14 protein-coding genes and 1 pseudogene are annotated in these 14,803 nt (G+C 59.6%); 10 read left to right on the top strand and 5 right to left on the bottom strand.

Translation table 11 applies throughout. The features are described from left to right. Window positions 1–56 precede the first annotated feature (56 nt). The 7 genes from HU739_RS08940 to HU739_RS08910 all read left to right on the top strand — a co-directional run bounded on the left by HU739_RS08940 (window position 57) and on the right by HU739_RS08910 (window position 6,092). Window positions 57–248: a PLDc N-terminal domain-containing protein gene (locus HU739_RS08940; RefSeq protein WP_016773784.1), complete on the top strand. Its 192-nt coding sequence runs from the start codon at window positions 57–59 to the stop codon at window positions 246–248. 230 nt (window positions 249–478) lie between these two features. Then, on the top strand, window positions 479–1,354 hold the full coding sequence (gene speE, locus HU739_RS08935) for a polyamine aminopropyltransferase (RefSeq protein WP_186551887.1): 876 nt from the start codon (window positions 479–481) through the stop codon (window positions 1,352–1,354). A 287-nt stretch (window positions 1,355–1,641) separates the two neighbouring features. After that, entirely contained in the window at window positions 1,642–1,875 is a 234-nt protein-coding gene (locus tag HU739_RS08930; protein ID WP_186551886.1) for a hypothetical protein, read from the top strand. A 209-nt stretch (window positions 1,876–2,084) separates the two neighbouring features. Next, window positions 2,085–2,432 carry a ribonuclease E inhibitor RraB gene (locus tag HU739_RS08925; protein ID WP_003223226.1) on the top strand — a complete coding sequence of 116 codons (348 nt, stop codon included), beginning with the start codon at window positions 2,085–2,087 and terminating at the stop codon, window positions 2,430–2,432. A 487-nt stretch (window positions 2,433–2,919) separates the two neighbouring features. Beyond that, window positions 2,920–4,329, top strand: a complete 1,410-nt coding sequence (locus tag HU739_RS08920; protein ID WP_186551885.1) for a circularly permuted type 2 ATP-grasp protein — start codon at window positions 2,920–2,922, stop codon at window positions 4,327–4,329. Window positions 4,330–4,341: 12 nt separating this feature from the next. Next, the gene (locus tag HU739_RS08915) at window positions 4,342–5,292 is read left to right on the top strand and encodes an alpha-E domain-containing protein (protein WP_007914063.1); all 951 of its coding nucleotides are present in this window, start codon (window positions 4,342–4,344) and stop codon (window positions 5,290–5,292) included. After that, complete coding sequence (locus HU739_RS08910; protein ID WP_186551884.1) at window positions 5,289–6,092, top strand: transglutaminase family protein; 804 nt, start codon at window positions 5,289–5,291, stop codon at window positions 6,090–6,092. The genes HU739_RS08915 and HU739_RS08910 overlap by 4 nt, the downstream gene beginning before the upstream one ends. Window positions 6,093–6,210: 118 nt before the next feature. Here the strand turns inward: HU739_RS08910 and HU739_RS08905 are convergent. Together HU739_RS08905 and HU739_RS08900 are read right to left on the bottom strand one after the other, a co-directional pair. Then, window positions 6,211–7,033 (bottom strand): annotated as a pseudogene (locus HU739_RS08905) (c-type cytochrome). A gap of 95 nt (window positions 7,034–7,128) precedes the next feature. Further along, window positions 7,129–7,281, bottom strand: coding sequence for a hypothetical protein (locus HU739_RS08900; RefSeq protein WP_186551608.1), 153 nt, complete (start codon window positions 7,279–7,281; stop codon window positions 7,129–7,131). Window positions 7,282–7,615: 334 nt separating this feature from the next. On the opposite strand from HU739_RS08900, the gene HU739_RS08895 reads away from it, so the two are divergent. The 3 genes from HU739_RS08895 (at window position 7,616) to HU739_RS08885 (ending at window position 11,805) form a co-directional block, all read left to right on the top strand. Continuing rightward, entirely contained in the window at window positions 7,616–8,821 is a 1,206-nt protein-coding gene (locus HU739_RS08895) for an acetyl-CoA C-acetyltransferase (RefSeq protein ID WP_186551605.1), read from the top strand. Between the two features lie 24 nt (window positions 8,822–8,845). Continuing rightward, on the top strand, window positions 8,846–10,990 hold the full coding sequence (locus tag HU739_RS08890) for a 3-hydroxyacyl-CoA dehydrogenase NAD-binding domain-containing protein (RefSeq protein ID WP_186551604.1): 2,145 nt from the start codon (window positions 8,846–8,848) through the stop codon (window positions 10,988–10,990). 92 nt (window positions 10,991–11,082) lie between these two features. Further along, complete coding sequence (locus HU739_RS08885) at window positions 11,083–11,805, top strand: amidotransferase (protein WP_186551603.1); 723 nt, start codon at window positions 11,083–11,085, stop codon at window positions 11,803–11,805. 90 nt (window positions 11,806–11,895) lie between these two features. Here HU739_RS08885 and HU739_RS08880 read toward each other — a convergent pair whose 3' ends face one another. The 3 genes from HU739_RS08880 to HU739_RS08870 all read right to left on the bottom strand — a co-directional run bounded on the left by HU739_RS08880 (window position 11,896) and on the right by HU739_RS08870 (window position 14,629). Beyond that, window positions 11,896–12,867, bottom strand: a complete 972-nt coding sequence (locus HU739_RS08880; RefSeq protein ID WP_186551602.1) for a magnesium and cobalt transport protein CorA — start codon at window positions 12,865–12,867, stop codon at window positions 11,896–11,898. Between the two features lie 132 nt (window positions 12,868–12,999). Beyond that, complete coding sequence (locus HU739_RS08875; protein WP_186551601.1) at window positions 13,000–13,722, bottom strand: lysophospholipid acyltransferase family protein; 723 nt, start codon at window positions 13,720–13,722, stop codon at window positions 13,000–13,002. Window positions 13,723–13,939: 217 nt separating this feature from the next. Further along, window positions 13,940–14,629, bottom strand: coding sequence for a crotonase/enoyl-CoA hydratase family protein (locus HU739_RS08870; RefSeq protein ID WP_186551600.1), 690 nt, complete (start codon window positions 14,627–14,629; stop codon window positions 13,940–13,942). Between the last annotated feature and the right edge of the window lie 174 nt (window positions 14,630–14,803).

Here is a 14,803-nt window from a genome sequence, read left to right as displayed (position 1 = left end):
ACCCTGCGCGCGACCGTCTATCCTAAAAGTGCATGCCACTATTCTGGAGCGACACCATGGGTTCCACCTTCAATGGTCTGATCGGCCTGATCATCCTCGCCCTCGACATCTGGGCAATCATCAACGTGCTGAAAAGCGGCGCCTCCACCGGGATGAAAATCGTCTGGGTGTTGCTGATCATCCTCCTGCCGGTGCTGGGCCTGATCATCTGGGCGATCGCCGGGCCGCGGGGCAACGTGCGAATCTGATAAACACCGCATCCCATTGTAGGAGTGAGCCTGCTCGCGATAGCTATTTCTCAGTCAACGTCTCTGTGACTGATAGACAGTAATCGCGAGCAGGCTCACTCCTACAAGGGTTATGTGTTCAGCCGATCAAGTGGCGTTCGACCTGTCATCTTCGGCAACGTAGAATGCGCGCCTTTCCCGGGCAATCGTCCCCACGTTTGACGCCCGCGCATTTATCGGAGCACTCGACCATGACCGTCACCAAGACCAGCGAATACCTGGAAACCCTCTACGAAGGCTACGGCCAGCGTTTCCGCATGGAAAAACTGCTGCACGAAGTGCGCACCGAACACCAGCACCTGGTGATTTTCCAGAACCCGCGCATGGGCCGGGTAATGGCGCTGGACGGCGTGATCCAGACCACCGAAGCCGACGAATTCATCTACCACGAAATGCTCACCCACGTGCCGATCCTCGCCCACGGCACTGCCAAGCGCGTGCTGATCATCGGCGGCGGCGACGGCGGCATGTTGCGCGAAGTGACCAAGCACGCCGGTGTCGAACACATCACCATGGTGGAGATCGACGGCACCGTGGTCGACATGTGCAAAGAATTCCTGCCGAACCATTCCGCCGGTGCTTACGACGATCCGCGTCTGAACCTGGTGATCGACGACGGCATGCGTTTCGTTGCCACCACCACCGAAAAATTCGACGTGATCATCTCTGACTCCACCGACCCGATCGGTCCGGGCGAAGTGCTGTTCTCGGAGAACTTCTATCAGGCCTGCCACCGCTGCCTGAACGAGGGCGGTATTCTCGTGACGCAGAACGGCACGCCGTTCATGCAGATCGACGAAGTCAAAACCACGGCCGGTCGCCTCAACAGCCTGTTCCCGGACTGGCACTTCTATCAGGCCGCCGTGCCGACCTACATCGGCGGTTCGATGACCTTCGCCTGGGGTTCGACCAACCCGGCCTACCGCAAGCTGAGCCGTGAAACCCTGCAACAGCGGTTTATCGGCAGCGGCATCGTTACCCGCTACTACAACCCGGAAATCCACATCGGTGCATTCGCCTTGCCGCAATACGTATTGCGTGCGATCAACAAGCCAAGCAACGACTAATCACGCTGAAGGCGCTCTGTAAGGGAGCTTTTGTGGCGAGGGGATTTATCCCCGTTGGGATGCGCAGCATCCCTGAACCGGCCTGCGCGGTGTCTCTGTTAAACCGCAATGGATGGTATTACGACTGCTGCGCAGCCGGACGGGGATAAATCCCCTCGCCACAGAGTCCGCCTTATCGATTGGATGTTATTTTCACCGTTGGCGCCTGTAATCCTTTTGAACCAACTATCGCGGGAAAAAGTCGAGATAGAGGTAAGCCCATTTACGGGTTGATCGAGGAGGCACTGATGCAAAAGTGGAAAGTCACTTTCGTGGATGATCACGGTGAAATGGTTGATGAGATCTTCGAACGTGAAGAATGCCCGACCCGCGATGAGGCCGCGCGGTTCGTCAAGGAGCGCCGTCTTCCGGTCGCCGCCCAACTGGATCTGAACGATCTGAAAGGGCGCACCGCCGATGCCGAGGTTAAAAACCTCAAGACCCAGAATGGCATCGAAATCATCAGCATCGAATCTGCCTGAATACTTCCTGTCATCTCGTAAACCAGACCTTGGCAGCAGCGCTCTCTTGGGGCTACTCTGCAAGCGAGATCAGCGAATGGATCGCTAAGGTCTGGTCTTGTCAGCTACATGCTTGCTTCCCGCGCGCAACCACGTTGCCGTAGTACTTTGGCCAAAAGGCCCGGGGCGGGAATACGGAAAGTCTATCCATCAATCGAGGGGGACGATTCATGAGCACAGCCTATCAAGAAGACATCAGCAGCAATGTTCTGCGCCGCATGAAAGAAGGCGGTTTCGATTTTTCCCGTTTCCATCCCATCGAGTTCTACGCGATTTTCCCGGACGAGGAACGGGCGCGCAGGGCAGCAGGCAAATTTCGCGGTGAATCGATCAATGCCCAGGTCAGTGCGCGCGACGATGGCGCCTGGTCGCTGGAATTGAGCAAAGTGATGTATGCGACCTACGACGATATTGGTGATTTCGAGCAGGGCTTTTCCGCAGTGGTCGAGCCCTTGGGCGGCATTATCGAGGGCTGGGGCGTGAAGCAGGAGGTGCGCAATCGCTATCGGTTGAATTGATATTGCGCAGCGTTTGTCGAGCAACGGCTGACCTTCGGGTCGGCCGTTGTTGTTTTCGGAGTACCAAATTGCCGTGGAAAAACTCTGAAACAAGAATCCCGGGCAAAAAAAAGCCACCGGAGAGGGTGGCTAAAAGGGAAGACCGATAAGGAGAGGAAACCGGTCAGGGTTACGGCGGGGCGGGCTGCCGAGGCAGTCCAGAGCGGTTGAGCGGCAAGCTTTTCGGCGTCTCTGCCGAGGAGGTTTTGCAGCGAATGCGCGGATTATCCGCAGTCACGCTCAGGCAGTGAAATCAACTCTGACTATGCTGCTGATAGACGCCGCAGTGCGTCGCAATGAAGCGGGGGCAATCGGGCCGGGGCATTTGCCGCACAGGAATGGTGCGCTGCCCGCGGCGTGGATATACAACCGATTGAAATCAAAGCGTTTATGCCGATGGCACGGGCCTTGCGAAGGCCTGTATGTCCGGAGTGACAAGGAGTACGGCATGATCCGCACCTATTTTGACGAGATGTACGATGCCGGCGGCCTGGTTCGCCCGCATTATCGAGAGTTCGCCCGTTGGCTGGCGGATACGCCTGACGAGTTGCTTGCCCAGCGGCGCCGCGAGGCCGATCTGCTGTTCCATCGTGCCGGCATCACCTTCACGCTCTACGGGGACGAGCAGGGCACCGAGCGCCTGATTCCTTTCGACACCATTCCGCGCAGCATCCCCGCCAGTGAGTGGCGGATTGTCGAGCGCGGCTGCATCCAGCGGGTCAAGGCGCTGAACATGTTTCTCGCCGACCTGTATCACGAGCAGCGCATCATCAAGGCCGGGATCATTCCCGCCGAACAGGTGTTGGCCAACGAGCAATACCAGTTGGCGATGCAGGGCCTGGATCTGCACCGCGATATCTATTCGCACATTTCCGGCGTCGATCTGGTGCGTGACGGCGACGGTACCTATTACGTACTCGAAGACAACCTGCGCACTCCGAGCGGCGTGAGCTACATGCTCGAAGACCGCAAAATGATGATGCGCTTGTTTCCGGAGCTGTTCGCCGCCCAGCGCATCGCGCCCATCGACCACTACCCGAACCTGTTGCTCGACACCCTGAAAAGCTCCAGCCCGCTGGACAACCCGAGCGTGGTCGTATTGACGCCGGGGCGCTTCAACAGTGCGTTTTTCGAACACGCCTTTCTCGCGCGGGAAATGGGCGTCGAACTGGTCGAAGGCGCGGACCTGTTTGTGCGCGACGACAAAGTGTTCATGCGCACCACCGATGGCCCAAAAGCGGTGGACGTGATCTACCGCCGTCTCGACGATGCGTTCCTCGATCCGCTGGCCTTCAATCCAGACTCGATGCTCGGTGTGCCGGGGCTGCTGTCATCCTATCGCTCCGGCAATGTGGTGCTGGCCAACGCCATCGGCACCGGCGTGGCGGACGACAAATCGGTGTATCCGTTTGTCACCGACATGATCCGTTTCTACCTCGACGAAGAACCGATCCTGAAGAATGTTCCGACCTGGCAATGCCGCAATCCGTCTGAACTGTCCCATGTGCTGGCCAATCTACCGGATCTGGTGGTCAAGGAAACCCAAGGCTCCGGCGGTTACGGAATGCTGGTAGGGCCGGCGGCCACGACGGCTGAAATCGACGCTTTTCGCGAGCGCATCAAGGCCAAGCCCCATGCCTATATCGCGCAACCGACGCTGTCGCTGTCGACCTGTCCGACCTTTGTCGAAAACGGCATTGCGCCGCGCCACATCGACCTGCGCCCGTTCGTGCTGTCCGGTCGCGAAACCCGGGTTGTGCCCGGCGGTTTGACCCGTGTCGCCTTGCGCGAAGGCTCTCTGGTGGTGAATTCCTCCCAGGGTGGCGGAACCAAGGACACCTGGGTGGTCGAGGATTGAAGGAAGCTTGCCATGTTAAGTAGAACTGCCTCGGATCTGTACTGGATGTCGCGTTATCTGGAGCGAGCGGAAAACCTCGCGCGGATGCTCGACATCAGCTATTCGCTGTCGTTGATGCCGCAAGACGGTCGCGGCGACGGTCTGCACGAACTCGCCATGCCGCTGCTCATCACCGGCACGCTGGATGATTATCTGGAACGCCACGGCGCATTGCATGCCGAACGCTTGCTGCATTTTTTCGCCCTCGATGCCGCCAACCCGGCGAGCATCTACAGTTGCCTGGGGGCGGCGCGAGCCAGCGCCCATGCGGTGCGCGGGCGTATCACCGCGGACATGTGGGAGAACATCAACGCCACCTGGCTGGAGATTCGCGGGATCGCCGAACAAGGCCTCAGCCGCTATGGCATGAGCCGTTTCTGCGAATGGATCAAGGAGCGTTCGCACCTGTTTCGCGGTGCCTCTTACGGCACGATCATGCGCAACGATGCCTTTCGCTTCATTCGACTCGGCACGTTTATCGAACGCGCGGACAACACGCTGCGCCTGCTCGATGCTCGTTATGAAATGGCCGGCGATCAGGCCGAAGCGGTCAGTGACGGTACGGCCCACGCGTATTACCAGTGGAGTGCGCTGTTACGGGCCCTGTCTTCATTCGAGGCCTACACGGAAATTTACCGTGATGCCCCCGGCGCCCGACATGTTGCCGAGTTGTTGCTGTTGCGCGCCGATGTGCCGCGGTCACTGCGCGCCTGCACCGAAGAAATCGACCAGATTCTTGCGCAATTGCCCGGCGCAAATGGTCGTCCGGCCCAACGTCTGGCTGCCGAAATGGATGCACGCCTGCGCTACACCGGGATCAACGAAATCCTCGAGGAAGGCCTGCATGCCTGGCTGACCGAATTCATCCCGCTGGTGCGCCAGTTGGGCAACGCCATTCACAGTTCCTACCTGGAGGCTGCATGAGACTTTCCATTAGCCACGAGACCACCTATCACTACGAAGATCAGGTACGGGCGAGCATCCAGTATCTGCGCCTGACGCCCCACGACAGCGAGCGTCAGCACGTCCTCAGCTGGCAGCTCGACCTGCCGCGTCCGGTGCGTGCGCAGCTCGATCCGTTCGGCAACATCCTGCATGTGCTGACCATGGACGAGCCCCACGAAGCGATCATTATCGGCGCTCGCGGCCAAGTCGATATCGACGAACTGCGCGAAGCCGAGCATGAAAGCCAGTCGGCGTTGCCGTTCCTGCGCTTCACTCGTTTGACCGAAGCCGATGAAGCCCTTCGCGCGTTTGCCGAGCACGCCTGCAAGCAGCGCCGTGACCGCACGGCCCTGATCGATCTGATGCACGGTCTGAATCAGCACATGAGCTACAGGCCGGGCTCGACCGAAGTCGATACCAGCGCCGCCGAAGCCTTCGCCGGGCGGGCCGGGGTCTGTCAGGATCACACCCACGCGTTCCTGGCCTGCGCCCGCAGCCTCGGCGTGCCATCGCGTTATGTGTCGGGCTATCTGTACAGCGAGGACTGCGAACATCTGGCCAGTCACGCCTGGGCAGAAGCATGGCTGGATGACGCCTGGTACAGCTTCGACGTGACCAATCAACTGGCGCGGCCCGAGCGTCATTTGAAACTGGCGGTGGGCCTGGATTACCTGGATGCCTGCCCGGTACGCGGCATGCGCCGGGGCGGCGGCTGCGAGCAGATGCATGCGAAGGTGTTTGTCTCGCCGACGCCGGTCATCTCCGTCCAGCAGCAGTAAGGATTCGCACCATCCCCTGTAGGAGTGAGCCTGCTCGCGATAGCGGCATATCAGGCGATACCGTTGTGACTGACCCACCGCTATCGCGAGCAGGCTCACTCCTACAAGGGGCTCGGCATCAAGGCTTGGCTTTGCGCCCGGCCATGTGCTTGAGATAGCCGATCAACATTTCCAAATCAGCGTCCGGCAACACCTTCACCGAAAACCCGGGCATCTTCGCCTGCGGCCACTGACGCAAGCTCTGCGGATCACGAATGTAACGCGCCAAAAAGTCCGCACCGAAATACTCGGTCGGGTTGTACGGAATATTCAGATCCGGGCCGAATTGCGCATCTCCGGCACCGTTGAGGCGATGGCAAGCCAGGCAGTTTTTCTGAAACAGCGCAAACCCCTGGTTCACCGGTTCATCGGCCTTCAGCGCGGGATCGGGGAGCAGGGCAGGGAAGCGCTGGGCCACCGGGGCCATCAGCTTGATGCTGGCGACTTGAAACGGCCACTGCTCGGGGCTGATATTGCCCACCTGCGGATCCGTCCACACCAGATAGAACGGCCCGGCGCTGTGTTTGCCCGCGCCCAGCGGCGGCCACGGCTGAGCGGGATCTTCAATGGCCAGCCAGGCTCGCGCGCCTGTGGTGTCGAGCAACGGCGCCGCCGCCAGTTCGGCGGCAAACCCGTCCAGCGCCACCGCTTGCAGGTGATCTTCGGGCTTGATCCCGGTCAGCAATGCAGCCATGGGCACCGCACGGTAGGTCATGTCTTTTTTATAAGAGACATCGTTTTTGACCGTGAGCGTGCGTATTTGGGGAAGCTTGAGCAGCTCTTCGGCCTGCCAGGTGCGGCTGTTCGCGCCAAGCTGCAACTCCAGCTGTGCGGCAGACAAGGGCATGCTGAGCAGCAAGACCCCGAACGCAATGAGGGTTTTCAAAATGATCGCCGTCCATGTCGTGAAAGTGCACAAAGGTTGGCACAGCCACGCTGGCCCGGGTAGCGGGCCAGTCACATTTTCTGTGGCGACAGTCAGCGCCTGGCGCTTGAGTCAGCCGATGACCTTGGTCAGATTCGGCAAAATCAACAACAGCGTCGTGGCAAAAAGAATGAGCCCTGCTTGACGAACTTTCGGTTGTTTGAACATGGCTTGACCGCCTTTATTGTTATTTCCTGATGCCTGCCTGCATATCCATGACGGCATGCGTTGCACTTCCTGTTGAGGGACGACCGTCTCGGCAAAACCCGACAACGATGACGTACATGTTCACCTTAGGGCCGGTGCGCGCCGAGGCTTAGATCCATTTCACATGGAGATCTCGGAAAATGCGATTAAAAAGCTATGAGGCGTATTGCCAGCTTCTGTAGCGCCCGCTGGCTAGACAACTCGGCGACCTGAACCGGTTCACCTGATCGACGATGACCGTCCGTCTGAGCGTGTACGTCAAGCGCATTGAGCGCTGTGGTCATTGAATCCTGACGCGATGCGGCCAAGAGTGACGGACCCGCCATCATCACCGCACAGGTTCGAGGACGTCATGACCCAAGCTTTGATATTCGACGCATTACGCACGCCACGGGGCAAAGGCAAGGCCGATGGCGCCTTGCACAGTATCAAACCAGTGAACCTGGTGGCCGGATTGCTGACCGCGCTGCAACTGCGCACCTCACTGGACACCCGTCAGGTCGATGACGTGGTACTCGGCTGCGTGACACCGATCGGCGATCAGGGCTCGGACATCGCCAAGACCGCCGTGCAGATGGCCGATTGGGACGTCAGCGTGGCGGGCGTGCAAATCAACCGTTTCTGCGCCTCGGGGCTGGAAGCGGTCAACCTCGGCGCGATGAAAGTGCGTTCCGGTTTCGAAGACCTGGTGGTGGTTGGCGGCGTCGAGTCGATGTCGCGGGTGCCGATGGGCAGCGATGGCGGCGCCTGGGCGCTGGACCCGCAGACCAACCTGCACAGCCATTTTACCCCGCAAGGCGTTGGCGCCGACCTGATCGCTACTCTTGAAGGCTTCAGCCGCCAGGACGTCGACGCCTACGCCCTGCATTCGCAACAGAAAGCCGCGCGGGCCCGGGCCGGCGGGGCGTTCAGCAAGTCGCTGGTGCCGGTGCAGGATCAGAACGGCATCATCCTGCTCGATCACGATGAATTCATTCGTGCCGATTCCACGCTGGAGGGCTTAGGCAAACTCAAGCCGAGTTTTGAAATGATCGGCCAGATGGGCTTCGATGCCACGGCGCTGCGGGTCTACAGCCATGTCGAGCGGATCAACCACGTGCACACACCCGGCAACAGCTCCGGCATCGTTGATGGCGCCGCGCTGATGCTGATCGGCTCCGAAGCCAAGGGCCGCGCGTTGGGTCTGCAACCCCGGGCGCGGATTGTCGCCACGGCAGTCACCAGCACTGATCCAACGATCATGCTCACCGGCCCGGCGCCGGCCACCCGCAAAGCGTTGGCCAAGGCCGGGCTGCGCGTGGAAGACATTGACCTGTTCGAGGTCAACGAAGCGTTTGCCTCGGTGGTGCTGAAGTTCATCAAGGACATGGCCGTCGACCCGGACAAGGTCAATGTCAACGGCGGCTCCATCGCCATGGGCCACCCGCTGGGCGCCACCGGTTGCGCCATCCTCGGCACTCTGCTCGACGAGTTGGAGACCCGACGCCTGCGCTATGGCCTGGCGACCCTGTGCGTCGGCGGCGGCATGGGCATTGCCACCATCATCGAACGCCTCTGAGCCCCGCATTCAAGGAATCCTGCTATGAGCGAAGCCATTCGTTACGAAAAAGGCCAGGACGGTATCGTCGTGCTGACCATCGATCTGCCGGGCCAGAGCGCCAACACCATGAACGCCGTGTACCGCGAGGCCATGGCGGCCAGTGTCGCCCGTCTGCTCACAGAGAAAGACAGTCTGGTCGGAGTCATCATCACCTCGGCAAAGAAAACCTTCTTTGCCGGCGGCGACCTCAACGAACTGATCAAGGTCGGCAAGCCGCAGGCCAAAGCGTTCTACGACATGGTGCTCGCCCTCAAAGGCCAACTGCGCACGCTGGAAACACTGGGCAAGCCGGTGGTCGCTGCTATTAATGGCGCGGCACTGGGGGGCGGTTGGGAAATCTGTCTGGCTTGTCATCACCGCGTGGCGCTGGACGATGCCTCGGTGCAACTCGGCCTGCCGGAAGTGACCCTCGGTCTGCTGCCGGGCGGTGGTGGCGTCGTACGCATGGTGCGCCTGCTTGGCATCGAGAAAGCGCTGCCGTATTTGCTCGAAGGCAAGAAAATCCGCCCGCAGCAGGCGCTACAGGCGGGTTTGATCGACGCGCTGGCGACAGATCGCGATGACTTGCTGGCCAAGGCCCGTGCCTGGATCGTCGCCAACCCAGCGGCCGTACAGCGTTGGGACGTCAAGGGTTATCAGATCCCCGGCGGCACACCGTCCAATCCGAAAGTTGCGCAGATGCTGGCAATCGCACCGTCGATCCTGCGCGCGAAAACCCAAGGCACCCTGCCGGCGCCGGAGAAAATTCTGTGTGCGGCGGTGGAGGGCGCGCAGGTGGATTTCGACACAGCGCATCTGATCGAAACCCGCTATTTCACTGAGCTGACCACCGGGCAGATCGCGAAAAACCTGATCGGCACATTCTGGTTTCAGCTCAATGAAATCAATGCCGGCGGTTCGCGACCACAGGGTTTCGCGCCACATAAAACGCAAAAGGTCGGCGTGCTGGGCGCCGGCATGATGGGCGCGGGGATCGCTTTTGTCAGCGCCTCGGCCGGTATCAGCGTGGTGCTCAAGGACATAAACCTCGCTGCGGCCGATAAAGGCAAGGCGCATTCAGCGGCACTGCTGGACAAGAAGGTTGCACGGGGGCAGATGACGGTTGCGCAGCGTGATGAGGTGCTGGCGCGGATCCACACCACTGAGGACGATGCCGATCTGGCCGGGTGCGATCTGGTCATCGAGGCGGTGTTCGAAGACCGCGAACTGAAAGCGACGGTCTCGGCGGCGGCGCAAAAAGTCGTTGGCGGCGAGGCGGTGATTGCGTCCAACACCTCGACGTTGCCGATCACCGGTCTGGCGCGCGCTGTGCCGGATCAAAGCAAATTCATCGGCCTGCATTTCTTCAGCCCGGTGGAAAAAATGCCGCTGGTGGAAATCATCAAGGGCGCGCAAACCAGCGACGCCACCCTGGCGCGCGGTTTTGATTTCGTCCTGCAAATCAGGAAGACCCCGATCGTGGTCAACGACAGCCGCGGCTTCTTCACCTCGCGAGTGTTTGGCACGTTCACCAATGAAGGCATCGCCATGCTCGGCGAAGGCGTCAGCGCGCCGATGATCGAGACCGAAGCACGCAAGGCCGGGATGCCGGTAGGCCCACTGGCCATCTCCGACGAAGTTTCCCTCAGCTTGATGAGCCACATCCGCACACAGACGGCCAAAGACCTACAGGCTGAAGGGAAACCGCTGATCGAGCACCCGGCGTTTGCCGTGATTGACTTGCTGCTCAACGAATACAAACGGCCCGGCAAGGCGGCGGGCGCTGGCTTTTATGATTACCCGGTCGGCGCTCAAAAGCATTTGTGGCCCGAGCTGAAAAGCCGTTTCGAGAAGGCCGATGGGCAGATTTCGTCACAGGATGTGCGTGATCGTTTGCTGTTTATTCAAGCTATCGAAACCGTGCGCTGCGTCGAGGAGGGCGTGCTGACCTCGACGGCCGATGCCAACGTCGGCTCGATCTTCGGCATCGGTTTCGCCGCATGGACGGGGGGGGCGCTGCAGTTCATCAACCAATACGGGGTGAAGGACTTTGTTGCCCGGGCGCAGTATCTGGCGGAGCAGTACGGCGAACGTTTCGCACCGCCGGCACTGCTGCTGGATAAAGCCGCCAACGGTGAGATGTTCTAGGGGCCGAGGGCACTGCGGGGCTTGCCTTGCCAGGGTGTTTCAGGGCAGGCTCTGAGGTGTTCATTATTCCCATCACGTGTCAGGTATTTTTTATGTCGCTACGCATCTGCATTCTGGAAACCGACATCCTGCGTCCGGAACTGGTCGACCAATATCAGGGTTACGGGCAGATGTTTCAGCGCCTGTTCTCGCAGCAACCGATTGCCGCCGAGTTCACCGTCTACAACGTGATGCAGGGCCACTACCCGAGCGATGACCTGAGCTTCGACGCGTACCTGGTCACCGGCAGCAAGGCCGATTCATTCGGCACGGATCCGTGGATTCAGACCCTCAAGCAATACCTGCTGGCGCGTTACGAGCGTGGCGACAAACTGCTCGGCGTATGCTTCGGTCATCAGTTGCTGGCGCTGCTGCTCGGTGGCAAGAGCGAACGTGCGACGCAAGGCTGGGGCGTCGGTACCCACAACTACAAACTCGCAGCCAAGGCGCCATGGATGAGTCCGGTGCGTGAAGAGCTGACGCTGCTGATCAGCCATCAGGACCAAGTCACGGCGCTGCCGGAGAACGCCACGGTGATTGCGTCCAGTGACTTCTGCCCGTTCGCCGCGTATCACATCAACGATCAGGTGCTGTGCTTCCAGGGGCACCCGGAATTCATTCATGATTATTCGCGGGCGCTGCTGGATTTGCGCCAGGAAGCGCTGGGTGCGCAGATTTACAACAACGGCGTCGCCAGCCTGGAGCAGGAGCATCATGGCGCTACGGTTGCGGAATGGATGATGCGGTTTGTGGCGCACAAGCCAGAAACAGTTTGAGACCAAAAGCTTCGCGAGCAGGCTCGCTCCTACATTGATCCTCTGTGGGAGCGAGCCTGCTCGCGAATCGCCCAGGCAACGCGGTCACTGCTACAACCACCCAGACCGCTTGAAACTCGCCCAAAGACTCACACAGCCCACCGCAATAAACCCCAGCACGCCGAAATAGCCGTAATGCCAGGTCAGCTCCGGCATGTTCTCGAAGTTCATCCCGTAAATCCCCGCCACCGCCGTGGGAAACGCCAGAATCGCCGCCCACGCCGCGAACTTGCGCTGCACCACGCTTTGCCGTGACGCCTCGAGCAACACGCCAATCTCGATGGTCTGGCTGGCGATGTCGGCCAGCGTACTCAGATCCTCCATCTGCCGCGTCACATGAATCTGCACGTCGCGGAAATAGGGGCGCATGTTCTTGTCGATGAACGGGAAGCTGAGTTTCTGCAGTTCTTCGCCAATCTCTACCATCGGCGCCGCGTACCGGCGCAGGCGCACGACATCGCGGCGCAGGCCATGGAGCTTTTGAATGTCACGCTCATTCAGCGCACTGCACAGCACGTTGCGCTCCAGTTCATCAATCTCGGCATGAATGGCTTCGCCCACGGGCTGATAGTTCTCGATGACGAAATCGAGCAGCGCATAGAGCACGAAATCTTCCCCATGCTCCAACAGCAACGGACGTGCCTCACAACGTTGGCGGACTTGCGCATATGAGGCAGAGTGGCCGTTGCGTGCGGTAATGATGTAGCCCTTGCCGGCGAAAATATGCGTTTCGATGAACTGTAAAACGCCGTTTTCACGAACGGGCGAGTAGGTAACGATAAACAAAGCGTCGCCAAAGGTTTCCAGCTTTGGCCGGCTGTGTTTCTCCAGCGCATCTTCGATGGCCAGTTCATGCAGGTTGAACTGACGTTGCAGGTTGAACAGTTCCTGCGCGTCCGGTTCTTCGAGACCGATCCAGACAAAGTGACCGGGTTTGGCGGCCCAGGCAGCGCCTTCGTCCAGCGTGATATTGGTGACTTTCTTTCCCGCGCTGTAGACCGCAGCAGCAACAACTCGACCCATGGTGGTGATTCACTTCTTCTTGGCAGGTGACAGGATACAAGGCTTCAGCTTAGCCGTGTCGCTGCTTGAGAGTCAGTGAAATCTGTACAGTTCAGTGGGCAAAAGAAAACCCGCACAGGGCGGGTTTGGTTTTCAGGCGGCTTGCAGTTGGCGATCCATCGATTCGATGCATTCGCGCATCTGTTCGCGGCATTGCTCGATAAGCATGGGCATGTCGTCCATGGTCAATCCGACTGTAGGAATCGCCGGCAGCGAACGTATGAGAACGTCGCCGCTGCGCCAGCGATTCAGGCGCATGTGCTTGATGTAGCTGCTGACGCACACCGGAACGATCGGCACACCGGCGGCGATCGCCATCTGGAACGCACCTTTCTTGAATGGCAGCAGCTCCTCGCCGAGGTTACGCGTCCCTTCCGGGAATACCCAAATGGAAGTCTCTTCGTTTTGCAGGGTATGGGTGGTGGTGAGCATCGATTGCCGCGCCTTGTGCGCATTGCCGCGGTCGATCAATACATTGCCCGCCAGCCAGAACAACTGCCCGAACAGCGGCACCCACTTCAGGCTCTTTTTGCCGATGCACACGGTGCGCCGCGGCACCACGTTGCCGAACACAAACAGATCGTAGTTGGATTGATGATTGGCGATGATCACGCAGCTGTCGGGTTTGTCCAGCAAACCACCGACGTCGGATTTCACCCGCAGACGCAAAATGCACATCGCCGGAAGCGCGTAGAGGCGAGCGCAGAGTCGACTGTTGTCAGGATTGAACGGGCGGCACACGCCGAGGATCACTCCTAGCACTCCAGCCAGAACAAAGTGCAGACCCATCAATAACATACGAAACACGAACAGCATTTTCAGGCCCCACCGGGACAAAAGGTGGCGCAGTGTACGGATGTGCACTGTTTTCGGCAATTGCCGCTATAGACTCCGGAGATGGCCGATGTTTAAGCGCATGTTTCTAAATTGAAGGGCAGACCTGTCCTAGAGCTGTCGCTGCCTTTTAAACCCGGCGGGCAAGAAAAAGCCCGACACGACGGTCGGGCTTTTCTTCTGCGCATGGACCCAGGCTTTAACCCAGATGCTCCTGGTCGAGGATGATCGCGTTATCCAGCGTGTCCAGCAGCGCCTTGCGGACTTTCAGCTTGGTGTTTTTGTGCGCGGTCATGTTGATCTTCTTCAACTGACGAGCCGCGGCGAGGGCGGCGCCTTGCAGTTCCTCGGCAGACACCACCTTATCGAGGAAGCCCGCATCTACCGCACTGTGCGGATCGAACATCTCACCATTGATCACCGAGCGATGGAAGGCCGAGCGACGCAAACGATCACGCGCCAGCTCGATGCCGGCGTGGTGCATGGTCATGCCGATCTGCACTTCGTTCAAACCGATGCTGAACGGACCCTCGACGCCAATGCGGTAGTCAGCGGACAGCAGGATGAACGCGCCTTTGGCCACGGCGTGACCAGGGCAGGCGACAATCACCGGGAATGGGTGAGACAACAGACGACGCGCCAGGGTCGAACCGGCGGTCACCAGCGATACCGCTTCTTTAGGGCCGGCGGTCATCACTTTCAGATCGTAGCCGCCAGACAGAATGCCGGGCTGACCGGTGATGATCACCACGGCGCGATCCGTCACCGCCTGATCCAGCGCAGCGTTGAACGCCGCAATCACGTCCGGGGAGATGGCATTGACCTTACCGTTGTTCAGGGTCAGGGTCGCGATACCGTCTTCGAGGTGGTAGGAAATTAACTCACTCATGACGCCATTCCTTGTAAGAAAGATGGGCAGACGTTACCCACCGCCGCCAGTCAGGTAAAGCGCCGTGACTGACCCTGCGGTCACCCTTTTTCCGGCTGAGCCGGCGTGGCGCGCCATTGCACTCCTCTATAGCGACACAGTGCTCACCGAAGAATGGCCGGTTTGCCATGGCCC

The sequence above is a fragment of the Pseudomonas hamedanensis genome (assembly GCF_014268595.2).
Classification (GTDB): Bacteria; Pseudomonadota; Gammaproteobacteria; order Pseudomonadales; family Pseudomonadaceae; genus Aquipseudomonas; species Aquipseudomonas hamedanensis.
The sequence above is the reverse complement of the archived record's forward strand: the minus strand, read 5'-3'. Positions and strand labels throughout refer to the sequence as shown.

Bases quoted from the DNA above. Each gene is read 5' to 3' on its own strand.
- HU739_RS08940 (WP_016773784.1), top strand. From the start codon at position 57: ATGGGTTCCACCTTCAATGGTCTGATCGGCCTGATCATCCTCGCCCTC.
- speE (WP_186551887.1), top strand. From the start codon at position 479: ATGACCGTCACCAAGACCAGCGAATACCTGGAAACCCTCTACGAAGGC.
- HU739_RS08930 (WP_186551886.1), top strand. From the start codon at position 1,642: ATGCAAAAGTGGAAAGTCACTTTCGTGGATGATCACGGTGAAATGGTT.
- HU739_RS08925 (WP_003223226.1), top strand. From the start codon at position 2,085: ATGAGCACAGCCTATCAAGAAGACATCAGCAGCAATGTTCTGCGCCGC.
- HU739_RS08920 (WP_186551885.1), top strand. From the start codon at position 2,920: ATGATCCGCACCTATTTTGACGAGATGTACGATGCCGGCGGCCTGGTT.
- HU739_RS08915 (WP_007914063.1), top strand. From the start codon at position 4,342: ATGTTAAGTAGAACTGCCTCGGATCTGTACTGGATGTCGCGTTATCTG.
- HU739_RS08910 (WP_186551884.1), top strand. From the start codon at position 5,289: ATGAGACTTTCCATTAGCCACGAGACCACCTATCACTACGAAGATCAG.
- HU739_RS08900 (WP_186551608.1), bottom strand. From the start codon at position 7,281: ATGCCGTCATGGATATGCAGGCAGGCATCAGGAAATAACAATAAAGGC.
- HU739_RS08895 (WP_186551605.1), top strand. From the start codon at position 7,616: ATGACCCAAGCTTTGATATTCGACGCATTACGCACGCCACGGGGCAAA.
- HU739_RS08890 (WP_186551604.1), top strand. From the start codon at position 8,846: ATGAGCGAAGCCATTCGTTACGAAAAAGGCCAGGACGGTATCGTCGTG.
- HU739_RS08885 (WP_186551603.1), top strand. From the start codon at position 11,083: ATGTCGCTACGCATCTGCATTCTGGAAACCGACATCCTGCGTCCGGAA.
- HU739_RS08880 (WP_186551602.1), bottom strand. From the start codon at position 12,867: ATGGGTCGAGTTGTTGCTGCTGCGGTCTACAGCGCGGGAAAGAAAGTC.
- HU739_RS08875 (WP_186551601.1), bottom strand. From the start codon at position 13,722: ATGCTGTTCGTGTTTCGTATGTTATTGATGGGTCTGCACTTTGTTCTG.
- HU739_RS08870 (WP_186551600.1), bottom strand. From the start codon at position 14,629: ATGAGTGAGTTAATTTCCTACCACCTCGAAGACGGTATCGCGACCCTG.